The 17,637-nt window shown below is 67.0% G+C and carries 12 protein-coding genes; 6 read left to right on the top strand and 6 right to left on the bottom strand.

All coding sequences use genetic code 11. The features are described 5' to 3' along the window. Nucleotide 1: 1 nt before the first annotated feature. On the bottom strand, nt 2–736 hold the full coding sequence (locus QMG72_RS04975) for a TetR/AcrR family transcriptional regulator (protein ID WP_502913756.1): 735 nt from the start codon (nt 734–736) through the stop codon (nt 2–4). A 27-nt stretch (nt 737–763) separates the two neighbouring features. Next, on the bottom strand, nt 764–1,156 hold the full coding sequence (locus tag QMG72_RS04980; RefSeq protein ID WP_226773634.1) for a YbjQ family protein: 393 nt from the start codon (nt 1,154–1,156) through the stop codon (nt 764–766). Between the two features lie 213 nt (nt 1,157–1,369). On the opposite strand from QMG72_RS04980, the gene QMG72_RS04985 reads away from it, so the two are divergent. Further along, entirely contained in the window at nt 1,370–1,945 is a 576-nt protein-coding gene (locus QMG72_RS04985; protein ID WP_283479865.1) for a hypothetical protein, read from the top strand. A 92-nt stretch (nt 1,946–2,037) separates the two neighbouring features. Here QMG72_RS04985 and QMG72_RS04990 read toward each other — a convergent pair whose 3' ends face one another. The 4 genes from QMG72_RS04990 to QMG72_RS05005 form a co-directional block, all read right to left on the bottom strand. Continuing rightward, the gene (locus QMG72_RS04990; protein WP_282359242.1) at nt 2,038–3,498 is read right to left on the bottom strand and encodes a dicarboxylate/amino acid:cation symporter; all 1,461 of its coding nucleotides are present in this window, start codon (nt 3,496–3,498) and stop codon (nt 2,038–2,040) included. 209 nt (nt 3,499–3,707) lie between these two features. Further along, entirely contained in the window at nt 3,708–5,417 is a 1,710-nt protein-coding gene (locus QMG72_RS04995; RefSeq protein ID WP_226773631.1) for a DUF885 domain-containing protein, read from the bottom strand. Between the two features lie 93 nt (nt 5,418–5,510). Beyond that, nucleotides 5,511–5,747 carry an acyl-CoA carboxylase subunit epsilon gene (locus QMG72_RS05000; RefSeq protein WP_282359243.1) on the bottom strand — a complete coding sequence of 79 codons (237 nt, stop codon included), beginning with the start codon at nt 5,745–5,747 and terminating at the stop codon, nt 5,511–5,513. Then, nucleotides 5,744–7,327, bottom strand: a complete 1,584-nt coding sequence (locus QMG72_RS05005; protein ID WP_226773629.1) for an acyl-CoA carboxylase subunit beta — start codon at nt 7,325–7,327, stop codon at nt 5,744–5,746. Before QMG72_RS05005 ends, QMG72_RS05000 begins: the two co-directional genes overlap by 4 nt. Before the next feature lie 292 nt (nt 7,328–7,619). On the opposite strand from QMG72_RS05005, the gene QMG72_RS05010 reads away from it, so the two are divergent. From QMG72_RS05010 to QMG72_RS05030, 5 genes are all read left to right on the top strand, one after another. Further along, nucleotides 7,620–8,510 carry an SDR family oxidoreductase gene (locus QMG72_RS05010; protein ID WP_283479866.1) on the top strand — a complete coding sequence of 297 codons (891 nt, stop codon included), beginning with the start codon at nt 7,620–7,622 and terminating at the stop codon, nt 8,508–8,510. 73 nt (nt 8,511–8,583) lie between these two features. Next, nucleotides 8,584–9,513, top strand: coding sequence for a biotin--[acetyl-CoA-carboxylase] ligase (locus QMG72_RS05015; protein ID WP_226773627.1), 930 nt, complete (start codon nt 8,584–8,586; stop codon nt 9,511–9,513). Further along, on the top strand, nt 9,506–10,111 hold the full coding sequence (locus tag QMG72_RS05020) for a PH domain-containing protein (protein ID WP_226773626.1): 606 nt from the start codon (nt 9,506–9,508) through the stop codon (nt 10,109–10,111). The genes QMG72_RS05015 and QMG72_RS05020 overlap by 8 nt, the downstream gene beginning before the upstream one ends. After that, the gene (locus QMG72_RS05025; protein WP_226773625.1) at nt 10,101–11,225 is read left to right on the top strand and encodes an adenylate/guanylate cyclase domain-containing protein; all 1,125 of its coding nucleotides are present in this window, start codon (nt 10,101–10,103) and stop codon (nt 11,223–11,225) included. Before QMG72_RS05020 ends, QMG72_RS05025 begins: the two co-directional genes overlap by 11 nt. 255 nt (nt 11,226–11,480) lie before the next feature. Beyond that, complete coding sequence (locus QMG72_RS05030) at nt 11,481–17,582, top strand: Ig-like domain-containing protein (RefSeq protein WP_282468161.1); 6,102 nt, start codon at nt 11,481–11,483, stop codon at nt 17,580–17,582. Nucleotides 17,583–17,637 lie beyond the last annotated feature (55 nt).

Raw genomic sequence — 17,637 nt, forward strand, 5'->3', positions numbered from 1 at the left:
GTCAGAGCCGATCTGCGAAAAGGGTGGAGTTGGAGTTGGCGGCCGGAGTGCCGGCCTGAAGGGTGCCGGGGCGGGCAAATCCGGAGCCGAGCAGGCTCATGGAATCGATCAGGAGCTGCCGGAGGACGGATAGGGACTCCGGTGTGAGTGATCCGCCGCACCGGGCGAACCAGACATCCATGGCGGCTTTGCCACAGGAGATTACTGAGCCGGCCAGTGCCCGGAGGTACAGCTCATCGAGTTCGACGCCGCCGCCACTGACACGCTCGCGGGCTGCGGTGATGATCTGGCCCGTGCAGTGGTCCCAGGCTTCCAGCTCGGAGCGGCTCAGCTGCGGATAGGCCTGGCCGAGGCTGTACAGCTCGGCCAACGGGGCCACCGTCATCGGATCGGCCAGTTCCGCCAGCGCGGCACGGGCGGAGTCCAGGAAGGGTTCTCCGGCCGGGCGCAGCCGGAACTGCTGAAGGGCCTTGTCCAGGAAGCCGAAGGTGACCGCGGCGATGGCGGCTTCGGTGCTGCCGAAATAGTTAAAGAACGTGCGGCGCGAGATTCCGGCAGCATCAGCGATGTCTTCGACCGTGAAGTTGCCCGGACCATTGGATCGGAGCAAGGCCAGCGCTGAGTCGATGATGGCCTGGCGGGTGGCGGCCTTGTTCAGCTCACGGCGCGACGGCGCCTCGGGCAGGGTCTCGGCCGCAGGAGGTACCGCGGCTCGGGAGGGCAGGGATGGATGCACGTATTTACACTACGTGCATGTTTGCACTCAGGGCAAATTTCTGTCCGCGGCAGCTTGGCTCAGGAAGGCCGACTGGCCGGTGGCCCCCGGTTCGCCGGCCGGGATCGGCACGATGAATACCGCTGTACCGTAGGCGCAGACCTCGGTCCACGTGGTCCCCAGCTGGGAGTTGTCGAAACGCAAGGCAACTATGGCGTTGGCCCCGCGTTGTTCCGCCTCTGTGACCATCCGCGCCATCACCTGCTGCCTGCTCTCGTAGAGCATGCGCGTCATTTCGGGCAGTTCCCCGCCGCCAAGGGAACGGAAGCCGGCCATCACCTGGCCGCCGATATCCCGGGCGCGGACGGTAAGGCCCATGACCTCGCCGAATACTGCGTCAATCCGGTGGCCGGGGATGTCATTGGAGGTCACGATCAGCATGCACCGAGCCTACCGACTCCGGAGCTCCCCGGACCGGAACCGCAGCGCGGAAACCGGCCAAAGTTCCGGCAGGCGGCGGCCGCCTGGCTTCACAGGAAGATGAAAGGTTCCGGACAGCTTCTGCCGAAGTGCCCGGCGGAGACTGGAACTACGTCTTGGAAGAGACAATCACCAATGGCAGCGGGCACGAAGCTGCAGAACAGGAGACAGCGCATGTCACGAACGAAGAGAATGACACTCGCGATTTCGGCCGGGGCCCTGGCCCTCGGAGCCGGGCTTGGGGTCACCGGGATGGCCTCAGCCGCCACCACGCCGACCCTTAGCCCCAGCTCCAGCGCTTCGACAGAGGCAACGCCCGGCGCCACCGAGGGTGGGGGCATGCGGGGCGGACACGGACACGGTGGTGGCGATCGCGGCGCAGCCCAGGCTGCCGAACTCGCTGCCAAGCTCGGCGTGGACGAGGCCAAGGTAACGGAGGCCCTGAAGGCGTTCCGCGAAGCCAATAAGCCGGCCACACCGCTGGCCGAAGGCACCAAGCCGGACCGGGCCACCAGGGAGGCGGCACTGGCGAAGTCACTCGCTGCCTCCCTCGGAATCGATGAATCCAAGGTCACCACGGCGCTGGAGGAGCTGCGCACCGCTGCACAGGCCGACCGGGCTGCGGTATTAAAGACCCGTCTGGACAAGGCCGTCACCGATGGCACCCTGACCCAGGCCGAGGCGGACGCCGTGGCAAAGGCAGTGGCAGCGGGAGTTATCGGCGGGGGCGAAGGCCGGGGCGGACACTAGGATCCTGCGTCGCCGCCGTCCCTGAGCCGGCAACACCAAGGAAGTCCCCGGGAACCTCCCGGGGACTTCCTGTGGTTCTGCCCGGGGCCGGGTTATCCCTTGGCGGCGGCCAGCTCGCGGCCATCCGGGGACGCTGCGGGAGCGGCTGCGGGAGCGGCTGCGGCGGAAGGGTCGACGGCGCCGGCGGCGGTTTCGTCGTCGTCCGCGAACGGGTCACCGTTGCGCGGTGCGTTGTAGAGCGACTCGTCGAGGATGCCCTGGCGCTTGGCCACGATGGTGGGGATCAAAGCCTGCCCGGCCACGTTGACCGCAGTGCGGCCCATGTCCAGGATCGGGTCGATCGCCAGCAGGAGTCCGACGCCGGCCAGCGGCAGTCCCAGTGTGGAGAGCGTCAGGGTCAGCATAACGACGGCGCCGGTGGTTCCGGCGGTTGCGGCGGAGCCCAGCACGGAGACGAGGGCAATCAGCAGGTACTGCGTGAAGTCCAGCTGGATGCCGAAGAACTGGGCCACGAAGATCGCCGAGACGGCCGGGTAGATTGCGGCGCAGCCGTCCATCTTGGTGGTGGCGCCAAGCGGCACGGCGAAGGAGGCATAGGCGCGGGGTACGCCCAGGCTGCGTTCGGTCACGCGCTGGGTCAGCGGCAGGGTACCCACGGATGAGCGGGAGACGAAGGCCAGCTGCACGGCGGGCCAGACGCCGGAGTAGTACTGCTTGACGGACAGGCCGTGGCTGCGGATGAGGACCGGGTAGACCACAAACAGCACCAGGGCCAGGCCCACGTAGATGGCGAAGGTGAACTTGCCCAGCGAACCGATGGTGTCCCAGCCGTAGATCGCCACGGCGTTGCCGATCAGGCCGACGGTGCCGAGCGGGGCGACCCGGATGATCCACCAGAGGACCTTCTGGATCACGGCCAGGGCTGCGGCGTTGAGGTTCAGGAACGGCTCGGCGGCCTTGCCCACCTTCAGGGCTGCGATGCCAACGGCGACCGCGATCACCAGGATCTGCAGGACGTTGAAGCTCACCGAAGTGGTGGCGACGCCGTCGGCCACGGTAGTGCTGGCGCCGAGGCCCAGGAAGTTCTTCGGGAACAGGCCGACCAGGAAGGCCCACCAGTCGCCGGACTTGCCGTTGTACTTGGCCTCCTGGGTGATGCCGGTATTGGCGCCGGGCTGCAGGAACACCCCCAGGCCGATGCCGATCAGCACGGCGATCAAGGCGGTGATGGCGAACCAGAGCAGTGTGTTCCAGGCCAGCCGGGCGGCGTTGGAGACGGCACGCAGGTTGGAGATGGAGCTCACGACTGCCGTGAAGATAAGGGGCACTACGGCGGTCTGCAGCAGCGAGACGTAGCTCGAGCCGATGGTCTGCAGGGTTGCGCCGAGGGCATTGGGGTTCGCCTTGGTGCTGCCCGTGTACTTGGCCAGCAGGCCGAGACCCAGGCCTACGATCAGGGCGGCGATGATCTGGAAGCCGAACGAGCCGGCCCACTTGGGCAGCTGGAAGCCGGTCTTTCCGGCGGATGCGGGGGTGCTTGTCTGAGTGCTCACTGGAACACGCTAGGACTGCGGCACTTAGCACGGCGAACGAACGTTGAGAAATGTTACGCGGGGGGTTTTCGGTCCCGGCCACGGAATCACGGGATTTCCGCCGGAAGACTACCCGTTTGTGAAGTTATTCCCCGGTCGAATGTGGCGATTGTCTCGTGAAGCAGGGACCGGAGGATGGCCGATCTCCGGGACGGAGGGTCGTTGCGGGCCTATCCCAGCAGCGCCCGCTTCAGGGTGTCCAGTCCGACGGAGCCCAGGTTGAGCGCCTTGGTGTGGAAGGCCTTCAGGTCAAAGCCCGGCCGGGATTCGAGCTCGGCGCGGATCTGCTCCCACAGCCGCTGGCCCACCTTGTACGACGGCGCCTGGCCCGGCCAACCGAGGTAGCGGGTGAATTCGAAGCTCAGCTGGCCTTCGCTGATGGCGAGGTTCTGCTGGAGGAAGCCGTACCCTTGCTCCGGAGTCCAGGTGCCCGACCCCCAACGCTCGGGCACCTCCAGCTCCAGGTGGACACCAATGTCGAACACCACGCGGGCGGCACGCATGCGCTGCATGTCCAGCATGCCCATGTGGTCACCAGGGTCCGTCAGGTAGCCCAACTCCTGCATCAGCTTCTCGGCGTAGAGCGCCCAGCCTTCACCGTGACCGGAGGTCCAGCAGACGTTCCGGCGCCACTTGTTCAGCAGCTCCCGGCGGTAGGTTGCGGTCGCCACCTGCAGGTGGTGGCCGGGGACGCCCTCGTGGTAGACCGTGGTGGTCTCGGCCCAGGTGGTGAAGGTGTCCTCACCCGGCGGGACGGACCACCACATCCGGCCCGGACGGCTGAAGTCGTCCGAGGGTCCGGTGTAGTAGATGCCGCCTTCATCAGTCGGGGCAATCTTGCACTCCAGGGTCTTCATCACCTCCGGGATGTCGAAGTGCACTCCCGCGAGGTCGGCCACGGCCTTGTCGGAAAGCTCCTGCATCCAGGCCTGCAGGGCATCGGTGCCCTTAAGCTGCCGGGCGGGGTCGTTGTTGAGGATCTCCTTGGCTTCCCCGATCGTGGCGCCGGGACGGATCTGCCCGGCCACATGCTCCTGTTCGGCGATCAGCCGGTCGAGCTCCTGCACACCCCAGGCGTAGGTTTCCTCGAGGTCCACGGTGGCGCCCAGGAACGCGCGGGAGGCCAGCGCGTAGCGCTCACGGCCCACTGCGTCCTTCGCCGGGGCAACGGGCAGCAACTCGGACTCGAGGAAGCCGGCCAGCCGGGAGTAGGCGACGCGCGCGGCGGCAGCCCCGGCGTCGAGCTTGGACTGCACGTCCTCGGGCAGCGGGCCCGCCGTGGTCTTGGCGTTGGCGGCCAGCCTGGCGAAGAAACCGTCCTCTGCGGCGTGCTTGGTGGTCTGCTCGATCACAATCTCCACCTGGCGGGCGGCGGCGACCTTGCCGCCCTCCTTGGCGGCGCGCAGCGACACTATGTAGCCGTCCAGCGCGTCGGGAACGTTGGTCGCGCGGCCGGCAATGTGGTCCCACTGCGCGGCGGTGTCCGTCGGCATCAGGTCGAAGATTGCGCGGATCTCCTGCGCCGGGGAAGCGATGTTGTTCAGCTCCGCCAGGCCCCAGCCGGAGTCGTGGATTTCCAGCTGCAGGCCCAGGCGCTCGCGCATGGCATCGAGGGTGACGGCGTCGACGTCGTCCGCCGGTTCCAGGCCGTCCAGCGCCGTTAGGGCCTCGCGCGCGGCAGCGGCGAAACCCTCGTGCCCGGCGGGGGAGTAATCCTGGTATTCCGTCTCGTGGCCCGGAAGGCCAAGCTCGGTGGCGAAGCTCGGGTTGAGCCGGATCAGGGTCTCCGTAAAAGCGTCGGCGACGGCGTCGATGGCGGTGTGCGCCCGCCCGGGACCCGGGTTGTTGGCAGCTGTGGTGTCAGGGGTTTCTATACTCACCCGACAGACACTAGCCGGGCCCGGGCCGTTATGAAAGGGTTGCTGCACTTTCCCCGGTGGCTGACGGCCGGAACCCAACCTGGGGAGGGAGGCTCAGCCCCGGCTGCGCTTCCACGAGCCAGGCCCGGGCCCGGGTGCCAGCTGCAGCTGCTGCCGGCGGATCCAGTGCCGGGCGCTTGGCTTGTCCGTGCCGGCCGGCTCGCTGCTGCCCAGGGAAAGCACCACTGCTGTCAGGGCCGCGAGTTCCTCGGGTGTCGGCTCGCCCTTGACCACGGCGAGCAGTGGGTGCTCCGCCGGCTGCGCATCCCCGGGCTCGACTGCCGACGTCACAGCGGGATGTTCCCGTGCTTCTTCGCAGGCAGGCTGGCGCGCTTGTCCCGCAGGGCACGGAGGCCCTTGATGATCTGCACCCTGGTCTCGGACGGGGCAATCACTGCGTCCACATAGCCGAGCTGGGCTGCCTGGTAGGGGTTGAGCAGCTCCTCTTCGTACTGCCGGATGACCTCGGCACGCTTGGCTTCGACGTCGCCGCCGGCTTCCGCGACTGCGGCGAGTTCGCGGCGGTACAGGATGTTGACGGCGCCCTGGGCGCCCATCACACCGATCTGCGCGGTCGGCCACGCCAGGTTGAGGTCGGCGCCGAGCTTTTTGGAGCCCATCACGATGTACGCTCCGCCGTAGGCCTTGCGGGTGATGACCGTCAGCTTCGGCACTGTCGCTTCGGCGTAGGCGTAGAGCAGCTTGGCGCCGCGGCGGATGATGCCCTGGAATTCCTGGTCCTTGCCGGGCAGGAAGCCTGGCACGTCCACGAGCGTGATGATCGGAATGTTGAACGCGTCGCAATGCCGGACAAAGCGGGCAGCCTTCTCCGAGGCCGCGATGTCCAGCGTGCCCGCGAACTGCATGGGCTGGTTGGCCACAATGCCCACGGTGTGGCCTTCGACCCGGCCGTAGCCGATGATGACGTTCGGTGCGTACAGCGACTGCATCTCCAGGAAGTGTGCGTCGTCCACGATCTGCTCAATGACCTTGCGAATGTCGTACGGCTGATTGGCCGAGTCCGGGATCAGCGCGTCCAGGGCGAAGTCTTCGTCGTCGAGTTCCAGCTCTTGGGAATGCTCCAGCACCGGGGCCTCGGCGAGGTTGTTGGAGGGCAGGAAGTCCAGGAGTTCGCGGACGAACTCGACCGCGTCGGCCTCATCGGAGGCCAGATAGGTGGACGTTCCCGTGTTGGTGTTGTGCTGGCGGGCGCCGCCCAGGGTTTCCATGTCCACGTCTTCGCCAGTGACCGTCTTGATCACGTCCGGGCCGGTGATGAACATGTGGGAGGTCTTGTCCACCATCACCACGAAGTCGGTCAGGGCGGGGGAGTAGGCCGCGCCGCCGGCGGAGGGGCCCATGATGAGGGAAATCTGGGGGACAACGCCGGAGGCATGGACGTTGTTTCGGAAGATGTCCGCGAACATCGCCAGCGAGGCAACGCCCTCCTGGATCCGTGCTCCGCCGCCGTCGAGGATGCCAACAACAGGGCAGCCGTTGCGCAGCGCGAATTCCTGGACCTTAACGATCTTCTCGCCGTTGACCTGGCTCAGGGAGCCGCCGTAGACGGAGAAGTCCTGGCTGTACACGGCTACGGGCCGGCCGTCCACCGTGCCGTAGCCGGAAACCAGGCCATCGCCGAGCGGCTTCTTCTTCTCCATGCCGAAGGCCGTGGAGCGGTGCACGGCCAGGGCATCAAACTCGACGAAGGAGCCGGCGTCGAGCAGCAGGTCGATCCGCTCGCGGCCGGTGTTTTTGCCGCGGGCGTGCTGCTTCTCGATCGCTTCCGGGCCGGAGGGCTGAACAGCTCGGGCCTGGCGGTCGCGGAAATCGGCAATCTTTCCCGCGGTCGTGGTCAGATCGTGGCTCATCAAGTGTCTCCGGCTCTGTAGCTGATGTTCTGCTGAATCGTGGTGGTATTCATGGTGCGCGGTGCGGTGGCCCCGTCCGTGTGGCGCTTTAGCTGGTCTCCACAAAAACCGGTCCTTGTTGGCAAGTCTAGTGACGCTATTGGCCCAGGCTGCTGTAGAAAACCTACAATAATCGCCCCGACTCTCACCGGCACCACCACCCCGGCCGGCCCGGAAATTGTCCGGACCGGAGCATCGCCGGGCGCCGCATCAGTGTTACTGGTCGGTAACATGAGTCGGCTAGAGTGTCCTTATGACTTCGAGCACTGATGCTTCGGGCGCCGCTGCAGGGCCCTACCAGGCCGCCGGTTCCCTCCAGGGCCGCACCATCCTCATCTCCGGGGGAAGCCGCGGCATCGGGCTGGCCATCGCTACCCGCGCCGCGCGCGACGGCGCCAACATCGTGCTGATGGCCAAGACCGCCCAGCCGCACGCCAAGCTGGAGGGAACTGTCTACTCCGCCGCCGAACAGATCGAGGCGGCAGGCGGGCAGGCGCTGCCGCTGGTCGGTGACGTGCGCAACGACGCGGATGTTGCCGGCGCCGTCGCAGCCGCCGTCGAACGCTTCGGCGGGATCGACATAGTCATCAACAACGCCTCCGCCATCGATCTTTCCAAGACCGACAAAGTCGACATGAAGCGCTACGACCTGATGCACGACATTAACGTCCGCGGCACCTTCCTGCTCTCCAAGCTCGCCCTGCCGGCGTTGCGCGAATCCGACGCCGGCCAGATCCTGACGCTCTCCCCGCCGCTGAACCTGGACCCCAAGTGGGCCGGCCTGCACCTGGCCTACACAATGGCGAAGTACGGCATGAGCCTGACCACCCTGGGCCTCGCCGAGGAGCTGAAGATCGACGGAATCAACGTGAACTCGCTCTGGCCCTGCACCCTGATCAACACCGCCGCAATCCGCAATATGCCGGGAGGCGAAAAGATCGTCCAGGGTGCCCGCGGCCCCGAAATCATGGCGGACGCCGCCCATGCGGTGCTGACCAGCAGCAATGCGATTCCGGAATCCGGCAGCTGGAGCGGGAACTTCTACACCGACGAGCAGGTCCTGGCCGCCGCCGGCGTCACCGACTTCACCGGCTACAGCCTTGGCGCACCGGAAGACCGGCTCATTCCTGACATCTTCCTCTGAGTTCACTGTGGTTTCGGTGCCGCCGGCGGAGCGGGAAGCGCCACCCCGGCGCTGACTCGGTAGGATTCAAAGCATGGAAGCCGCGCAGGAAGCCCCGGACCGTCCGCCCTTTGACCTCAACGCCCTCAGCGATCAGGCGTTCCTCGCCGCGGCCGGGATACCGCAGCTGACGGTGGTCGACTCGACCGGTTCCACGAACGCGGACCTGCTCCGCGGTGTCACCGAAGACCCCCGCTCGTACCCGGATCTCACAGTGCTCACCGCCGAATACCAGAGCGCCGCCCGCGGCCGCCTTGACCGGCGCTGGGAGGCCCCTGCCGGAAGCTCAATCTCCGTCTCGGTGGTGCTGCGCCCGGTCAATGCCGGGGGAAGGCCGCTGCCTACCCAGAGTTACTCCTGGCTTTCGCTGCTGGCGGCCCTCGCCCTGCGTGAGGCACTGCTGGAAACGGCCGGAATTCCCGCGGAACTCAAATGGCCCAACGACGTACTGGTCCGTGGCCGGAAGATTGCCGGCATCCTGGCCCAGCTGGGCCCCAGGGACGGCGGCGCCGTGCCGCCCGTGGTGCTGGGGACGGGGCTGAACGTTACCCTCACCCAGGCCGAACTCCCGGTGCCTACCGCCACGTCCGTCCTGCTGGAGCACCCGACCACAGTGGATCGGACCGAACTGCTGAAGAGCTACCTGTCCCGGTTCGCCACCCTTTACCGCAGTTTCTGCAACGCCGACGGCGATCCCGCCGCGGGGCTGGCAGGGGGTCCCGCACTGCACAAGCGGGTCGAGCATGTGCTGACGACGCTGGGTAAGCAGGTCCGCGCGCAGCTCCCGGGGGACCATGAAATCATCGGCCACGCCACCCGCCTGGATGACTACGGCTCCCTGCTGGTGGTGGACGCCGGCGGGCACGAGCACGTGGTGACGGCCGGTGACGTTGTGCACCTGCGGCCCTGGTCGCCGCCAGGCGAGGGAACCAACCCCGGAAGTGCCCCAAGCGGTTATGCGTAAAGAGCTGCTCCCGGGCGAGCAGGTCATTGTGATCACCCGGCCGCAGCCGCGGACCCTGCTGTGGCCGGCGTTGGCGTTTATCCTTGTTCCTGCCCTCGCGGCCTTTGCCAGCGCCTGGATAGTCAAGGGCGGCCCGGCCAAGCTCGCCCCGGTCCTCGCAAATGAGGCGGCAAACGCGACGCCCTGGCTGATCGGGAGCTGTGTGGTTCTCGCCGCCTCGGTGCTGCTGGGCTATTGCCTGCCCCGGACCATAACCTGGCAGACCACAAAGTACATCCTGACCAGCCAGCGCCTGATTGCCCGGTACGGCATGCTCAGGCGGCGGGATCAGCAGGTTTTCCTGGCCGCAGTCCGTAATGTGGTGATCCACCAGTCGTTGCTCCAACGCGTATTGCGCTCCGGGAATATATCCTTGGAAGCCGGGCACCCCGCGGGCATGGTGGTTCCCGACGTCCCGGAAGTCGCGACGTTCCGAAATTTCATCCTCGACGCCATTAATGAACTCCCGCGGGAGGTTCCAGGCGCCGTGGATCTGATGCACAACCCCGATCCGGTCTGGCCGGGGGAGACGAGAGAAGGTGGAAGAAATGAGCGCTGAGAACGTTCCCCCGGAGCAGCCCCGGGCTGAACCAGCAGAACCGGACGCCATCGCCCCTCCCACCGGGACCATGTCCGCCGAACGCATCGCGTTGAAAGCCCTGGAGCAGCGGCTGCTCGGCGGGGAACGCAAGCTCCGCCGCCGTGAAGTCGCCGCCGGCGCGGGCCTCTCGCTGCTTTCCGCCCGCAAACTCTGGCGTGCCCTGGGTTTTCCCAACATCGGCGACGAGGACGTCGCCTTTACCGAACGTGACCAGGCCGCGCTGAACACCATCGTGGATTTGGTCCGCGCCGGCAAACTCACCGAGGAAGCCGCGATTTCCGTCACCCGCGCCATCGGCCAGATGACGGACCGGATGGTTGTCTGGCAGGTCGAGGCGCTGGTGGAGGACATGGTTGACCAGCAGGGCGTCTCAGACCCTGTCGCCCGCAAAAACATGGTCAGCCAACTGCCTTCGCTCGTGGACGCACTCGAGGAGATGCTGGTTTACTCCTGGCGCCGCCAGCTCAACGCCGGCGTCCAGCGCCTGGCTGTCCGCGCCGAGGCCGGGCTGGCTTCCAGTGAGGAAGGCCGCGAAGGTGACGAGGATGACGCCCCGCTTCCGCTGGCCAGGGCGGTCGGCTTCGCGGACCTGGTCTCGTACACGAGCCTGTCGCGCCGGATGAACGAAAAGACCCTTGCCCAGCTGGTGCAGCGTTTCGAGAACAAGTGCGCCGAGATTATTTCGGTGGGCGGCGGCCGTCTCGTCAAGACGGTGGGCGATGAAGTCCTCTACATTGCCGAAACACCCGCAGCCGGCGCTGAGATCTCCCTCGCCCTGTGCCAGGCCTTCACCGACGATGAGATCCTGCCGCAGGCCCGGGTGGCGATGGTGTGGGGCCGGATCCTGTCCCGGCTCGGCGACATCTACGGACCCACGGTGAACCTGGCGGCCCGGCTCACCGCGCTGGCGGACCCGGGCACTGTGCTCGTTGACTCGATGACCGCGGCCGCGCTGGAACAGGACGACCGCTTCGTCCTTCAGCCGCGGCCGGCCGAAGACGTCCGCGGCTTCGGCGAAATCCACCCGGTCCAGTTGCAGCGCGGCAGTGGCCGCGGACTGGTCCTGGACTAAAGCAGCCGCCGGGCTGCGCCGATGCCGTCCCGTCCGGCCGTGAACCGGCAGGTGTTTCTCTAATCGATGGTTGATATGGAATAGTCGACGCTATCTGGCAACCACACGCGCAATGCGCCCTGTGCCGTGGCCGGGACTTTCTGGGGGACATAAGCACACATGAAGACCTTCCTTGACGCCTTGCGGCCAAAAACCCGCCGGCCGGATGCCGCACGCCCGCTGACCGGCCCCTTCGCCGCCCCCCGGCGCCGGGTTATGGCCGGCACCGGCCTCGCTGTTGCCTCCGCCGTCCTGATTACCGGGGCCATCATTTATCCGGGGTTTAAGACCGCTGAGGTTCAGTTGAACGATGGCGGGGTGTGGGTGGTGTCGAAGTCGAAGAATGCGGTGGGTCGGTTGAATTATCCGTCCCGGGTTTTGGATGGTGCGGTGACGCCGGCGAGTTCGACTTTTGATGTGTTGCAGGATGCCGGGACTGTGTTTGTTGATGATAGTGCGGGTTCGACGTTGAATCAGGTGTCGGCGGCGCAGATGCGGTTGGGTGGGGATAAGAAGTTGCCGGGTTCGGCGGCGGTGAGTTTTGGTTCGGCGGTTATTGCGGTGACGGATCCGGCGAAGGGTACGGTGTGGGCGCTCTCGCCCTCGACGGTGAATGGTTTTGATGCTGAGGAGTCCGAGCCGGTGCTGGCTGGTTCGGCCGGGACGGTCTCTGCGGTGGGTTCCGATGACCGGATTTACAGTGCGGATCCGAAGACCGGTCAGGTGACGGTGACCTCGGTGGATGCTGAGGGCAAGGTGGAGCACTCGAGCGTCAGCGTCTGGGACGGGCTCAAGGGTGCTGGGGACCTGCAACTGAGCGTGGTGGGGGATGCGCCGGTGGTCCTGGATGCGGGGCGGGGAAAGTTGTTCCTGCCGGGCGGGCGTGAGTTGGCGTTGGAGCAGGCTCGGGATGCGAAGTTGCAGCTTTCGGGTCCGGCTGCGGACTCGGTCGCCGTTGCCACGCCGAAGGCGTTGTTGAAACAGCCGCTGGACGGGTCGACGGCGAAGACTGTCAGCTTTGGCGGGCAGGGTGTGCCGGCGGCGCCGGTGCAGCTTGCGGGGTGCATTCATGCGGCGTGGTCGGGGGCGAATAAGTATGTCCGTGAGTGTGTTAATGATGCTGATGACAAGAGCGTGGATGTGCCGAAGGCGAGTGCTTCGCCGTCGTATGTGTTCCGGGTGAACCGGGATTTGGTGGTCCTGAACGATGTGAACTCGGGCAATGTGTGGCTGGTGAACCAGAACATGCAGCTGGTCAACAACTGGGACGACGTCATCCCGCCGCAGCAGACTTCCGACGACGCCGACAAAGACTCCGCCGACGAAGTCCAGCAGACAGTGCTCCCGGACCGCACCAAACCCAACAGTGCCCCCGCGGCCAAACCGGACAGCTTTGGGGTGCGTGCCGGCAAGACCACCATCCTCCCGGTACTGGATAACGATTCCGACCCCGACGGCGACATCCTCACCGTCCGGGCGCCGGATCCGATCAGATCCGGGCTCCTGGCCCCGATCTACGGATCGACCGGATTCCAGGTCAGCGTGCCGGCAGACCGGACCGGCTCGGAAACGTTCAAATACACGGCAGACGATGGCCGCGGGCTCTCCGCCGCGGCCGACGTTACACTCACAGTCATCCCCGCCGGGGAGAATTCCGCCCCGCGGCAGAAAACCAACCGCAACACTGCCCTGGTGGTCCAGTCCGGCAAAATCGTCAGCCAGAACATCCTCCCCGACTGGATCGACCCCGACGGCGATGACCTCTACGTCGTCAGCGCCACCAGCAGCGACCCCCGGGACCAGGTCAAGGCCCGTCCGGACGGCCTGCTGAGCTTCCAGGACGCCGGTGCTGAGCCGGGACGCAAGACCGTCACCGTGACGGTCTCCGACGGCCGGTCCAGTACCGAAGGGAAGATCACCGTCGACGTCCGTGCGGCCGGCGCCCTCCCGCCGATCGCCAACGCGGACCACGTGGTCGCCGTCGCCGGTGTGGACACCCTGATTGCTCCGCTGAAAAACGACTCGGACCCCCAGGGCGGCGCGCTCCGCCTCGCCCAGGTCAGCCCGGACGGCAACTCGACGGCCACGATGGGGGCGGACCAGCAGACCTTTACCTTCAACTCCACCGCCCAGTCCGCCCACTACGTCACCTACCTCGTGACCAACGGCCCGGCGAGTGCCCAGCAGCTGGTCCGCGTCGATGTGGTCCCCGGCGGCGGGGACGGCACCCCCGTGGCCGTCCGCGACACCGCCCTGCTGCCCAGCGGCGGCAGCGTCCTGGTGGATGTGCTCGGCAACGACTCCGATCCCTCGGGCGGTGTGCTGGTGGTGCAATCCGTGACCGCGGCAGACGGCCTGCCCGTGAACGTTGCCGTGCTGGACCACTCCGTTGTCCGGATCACCGACATCCGCGCGCAGGGCCAGCTCAACATCACTTACACCATCTCCAACGGCAAATCCTCCGCCAGCGGGGAGATCGCCGTACTGGTGGTCCCGGCCCCGACCAAGCTCCAGGCCCCGCAGGCGAAACCGGACGAAGCGACCGTGCGGGCCGGGGACGTCGTGACCATCCCGGTCCTGGCGAACGACACCGACCCCAACGGTGGAAAACTCACCCTGGAACCGGTGCTCGCGCAACAACCGGATGCCGCGGACGGCCGCATCTTCACCGCCGGTAACTCCCTGCGCTTCATTGCCGGTGAAGTTCCGAAGACCGTCTACGCGATCTACAAGGTCACCAACGCCTCCGGGCAGTCGGACTCCCAGCAGGTCACCATCCGGGTCCGGGGCCGCGACGACGAGCGGAACACCCGCCCCGAGCCGAAGAACCTCACGGCCCGCGTGGTGGCAGGGATGACCGTCCGGATCCCCGTGCCGCTAGACGGTGTTGATGCCGACGGCGACTCCGTCCAGCTGACCGGCGTGGAGAAGGCCCCCGCCATGGGAACAGCCTTGGTCAAGGACGGCTACCTCGAATTCACCGCGGCCGGCAAGGCGGCCGGAACAGACACCTTCAGCTACCGCGTCCGGGACCGGATCGGCGCCGAAAACACCGGCACGGTCATCATCGGCATCGCGCCGCAGGAGGCAAACAACCAGAAGCCCATCGCCGTCGATGACGGGGTGGACGTCAGGCCCGGCCGCAAGATCGCCGTCGAGGCCCTCCAGAACGATTCGGACCCGGACGGGGACCCGATCAGCCTGGTCGGCAACGGCTTTGAGGCCCGCGGCGAACTCGCGGTCGAGGCGGCCGAGGGTGGCAAGGTGCTCCTTACAGCCCCCGGCGCCGCCAGCAACGAGAGCGTCAGCTACAAGATCCAGGACGACAAAAAAGCTCAGGGCAGCGCCGTCATCCGGGTCCGGGTCAGCCCGGACGCCGCCCTGAAACTGCCCATCGCGAGGGACGACGTGGTGACCCCCGCCGAAACACTTGGCAAGGCCGCCGTCGACGTCCCCGTCCTGAAGAACGACTCGGATCCCGACGGCGTCGGGTCCGACCTTAGGATCAGCCTGCCCGACGGCAACCCGAACGCCCGGGTGGGCGACGGCAGTGTCCGGGTGGCCCTCGCGCCGACGGACCAGCTGGTCCCCTACACAGTTACCGACGTCGACGGCCAAAGCGCGACGGCGGTCATTTGGGTCCCCGGCCAGGGCGAAGAGCACCCCACGCTGGCCAAAACCGACGTCGTCGAAGTGATGGCCGGCAAGCAAATCGACCTGGACCTGAACGACTACGTCCGGGTCCGGGAGGGCCGCACGCCCCGGATCACCCAGCTGGACAACGTCCGTGTGCAGGGCGCTGACCCGCAGAACGTCGTGGCAGGCAACGGCAGCGCGCTGCGCTACGCCGCGCTCAAGGACTATGTGGGCCCCGGCTCCGTCACCTTCGAAGTCACCGACGGCACCGGACCGGACGATCCGCAGGGCCTCAAATCCACCCTCAGTATCATCACCACTGTGATTCCCGATCCGAACGCGAACCACCAGCCGAGCTTCAGCGGAGCCACCCTGGAGGTGCCCAAGGCTGAGTCCGCGAGCCTGGAGCTGGGCAACCTGGCCAAGGACGTTGACTCCGGGGACCAGGAGAAGCTCACGTTCGAACTCGACGGCACCCTGCCCGAAGGCTTCAAGGCATCCATGGATGGCGGGACCCTGAAGGTCACCGCAGACTCCGCCAAGGCCGCCGGCTGGAAGGGCAGCATCCCGGTCAAGGTCACCGATGGCCGCTCCGAGCCGGTCAAGGCAAGCATCACGGCGACCGTCGTGGCCTCCAACCGTCCGCTGCCGGTCGCGAACGAGGACGTCATCGAGAAAGCCAACGCCGGCAAGACCGAGACCATCAATGTGCTCGCCAACGATTTCAACCCCTTCAGCGACACCCCGCTGAAGATTGTCGCCGCCACCGTGGAAACCGGCTCCGCAGCCGGACAGCCAGTAGTTGCCGGGGACTCGATCACGCTCACCCCGGCCGCCGGTTTCAAGGGCGTGCTGGTGCTGCGCTACACCGTGATGGACAAAACCAACGACGTGTCCCGGCAGACCGATGGCCGGGTCCGGATCACGGTCCGGGACAAGCCGGATGCCCCCTCGGCGCCGGCCGCCACCGACGTGCGCAGCCGGACAGCTGTGCTCAAATGGGCGCCGCCCTCGGACAATGGTGCCACCATCAGCAAATACGCGGTGCGCTCCAGCAACGGCTTCAGCCAGGAGTGCCCGACCACCACCTGCACACTCAGCGGACTGACCAACGACGTTAAGTACGTCTTCACCGTAACCGCCACCAACGAGGTGGGGGAGTCCGTGCCCTCGCCGGCCTCCAACGAGATCAGGCCGGACGAGAAGCCCTCGCCGCCGGAGGCCCCCACGGTCAAAGCCGGGGACAAGAACATGGTGATCGCCTGGCCCGCGGCCAAGTCCGAAGGCTCGGCCGTGAAGAGCTACAACCTGGAGATCTCCCCGCCGCCGGCCAGCGGAATCGCCGTGAAAAACGGTGTGGCCGGCCTCGGCTACACCTGGCCCGGGCTGACCAACGGCGTGCGGTACAAGGTCCGCGCCCAGGCCGTCAACGAACTCGGCCCCTCTGAGTGGGGCCTCTACTCGGCCGAAGACAACCCCGCCGGCATGCCGGCCGCCCCGGCAGCCCCGACGACGGCTGTGGCATCCGCCGTCGGGAGCTCCAACCAGCTGAAGGTGAACTGGACCGAGCCGAACACCAACGGCGACGCCATCAAGAACTACTACGTCACCATGAGCGGCGGCGGCGGCACCACCCAGACCCAGCTGGTCGCCGGAACGGTGCGGACCGCGAACTTCACCGCGAACAACTCCGAGGCCGGCTACACCTTCACGGTCCAGGCCGAGAACAAAGCGGGTAAAGGCGCGGTCAGTGCGGCCTCGGCACCGCGCCGTGCCACCGGCAAGCTCAGCCCGGTCTCCGGCGTGAGCGCGACGCCGGCGGACACCGGCGGCGCGGGCCGGGCCGTGGTCATCAACTTCCGCGAACTCGACGCGGCCGGGCGCAACGGCTCCCAGCCCGGGGAGGTCAGCTACACGTACTACGCGAGCCCCAGCGGAAAGACCGGGGCAGTGACGCCGGGCCAGAAGGTCGGCGGCTTCACCAACGGCCAGGCCGGCACCATTACCGTGACGGCCAACTCGTCCGTCGCGCCGAGCTCCGACGCCAGTACCGGGGCCGCCGCCACACCGTACGGCGCACCCGGAACGCCCGCGGCGTCCGGGCAGAACGGCGCCGAGAACCAGAAGAACCTCAGCTTCAACTGGAGCTCGCCGTCCACAACGGGCAACGACGTCGCCTACACGCAAATCAAGATCGACACCGGAGGCTGGGAACGGGTCGCCGCCTCGGGCAGCCGGACCATCAACACCGGCGGCTTCAGTGAACCGCACCAGATCCAGGTCCAGACCGTCAACTCAGTCGGTACCGGCGGTCCGATCGCGTCGGCCTCGGCCCGGTCCGGGACCGAGAAGACCCGTTGGACCACCAGGCTCAACACGGGCATGACCCGCAGCTGCACCGACCTGCCCGGCGCGACGTCGTACGACAACAGCCAGCCGGGGAACTTCACCTGCGACGGCCAGGGCGGCACCAACCGGCCGTGGATGGCAGCGTCCGACGTCTTCGACATCATGTGCTGGAAGCCGCACGGCACCCCGTACAGCGGGAACGGCGAGTGGTACTACATCGTGCGCGGTTCGCCGAACCAGACGCGCTGGATCGATTCGCGGCACACGACTATCGGACCACCCGGGCAGAGCGGCGTTCCGCTGTGCACCTTCCCGGTCGGAGCAACACCATAGCCGCCGGCCCGGGCCGGGAACCGCTCGGCGGGCAGTCCTCCCCATCGCATGCCGC

The sequence above is a fragment of the Pseudarthrobacter sp. PH31-O2 genome (genome assembly GCF_030063265.1).
Lineage (GTDB): Bacteria > Actinomycetota > Actinomycetes > Actinomycetales > Micrococcaceae > Arthrobacter.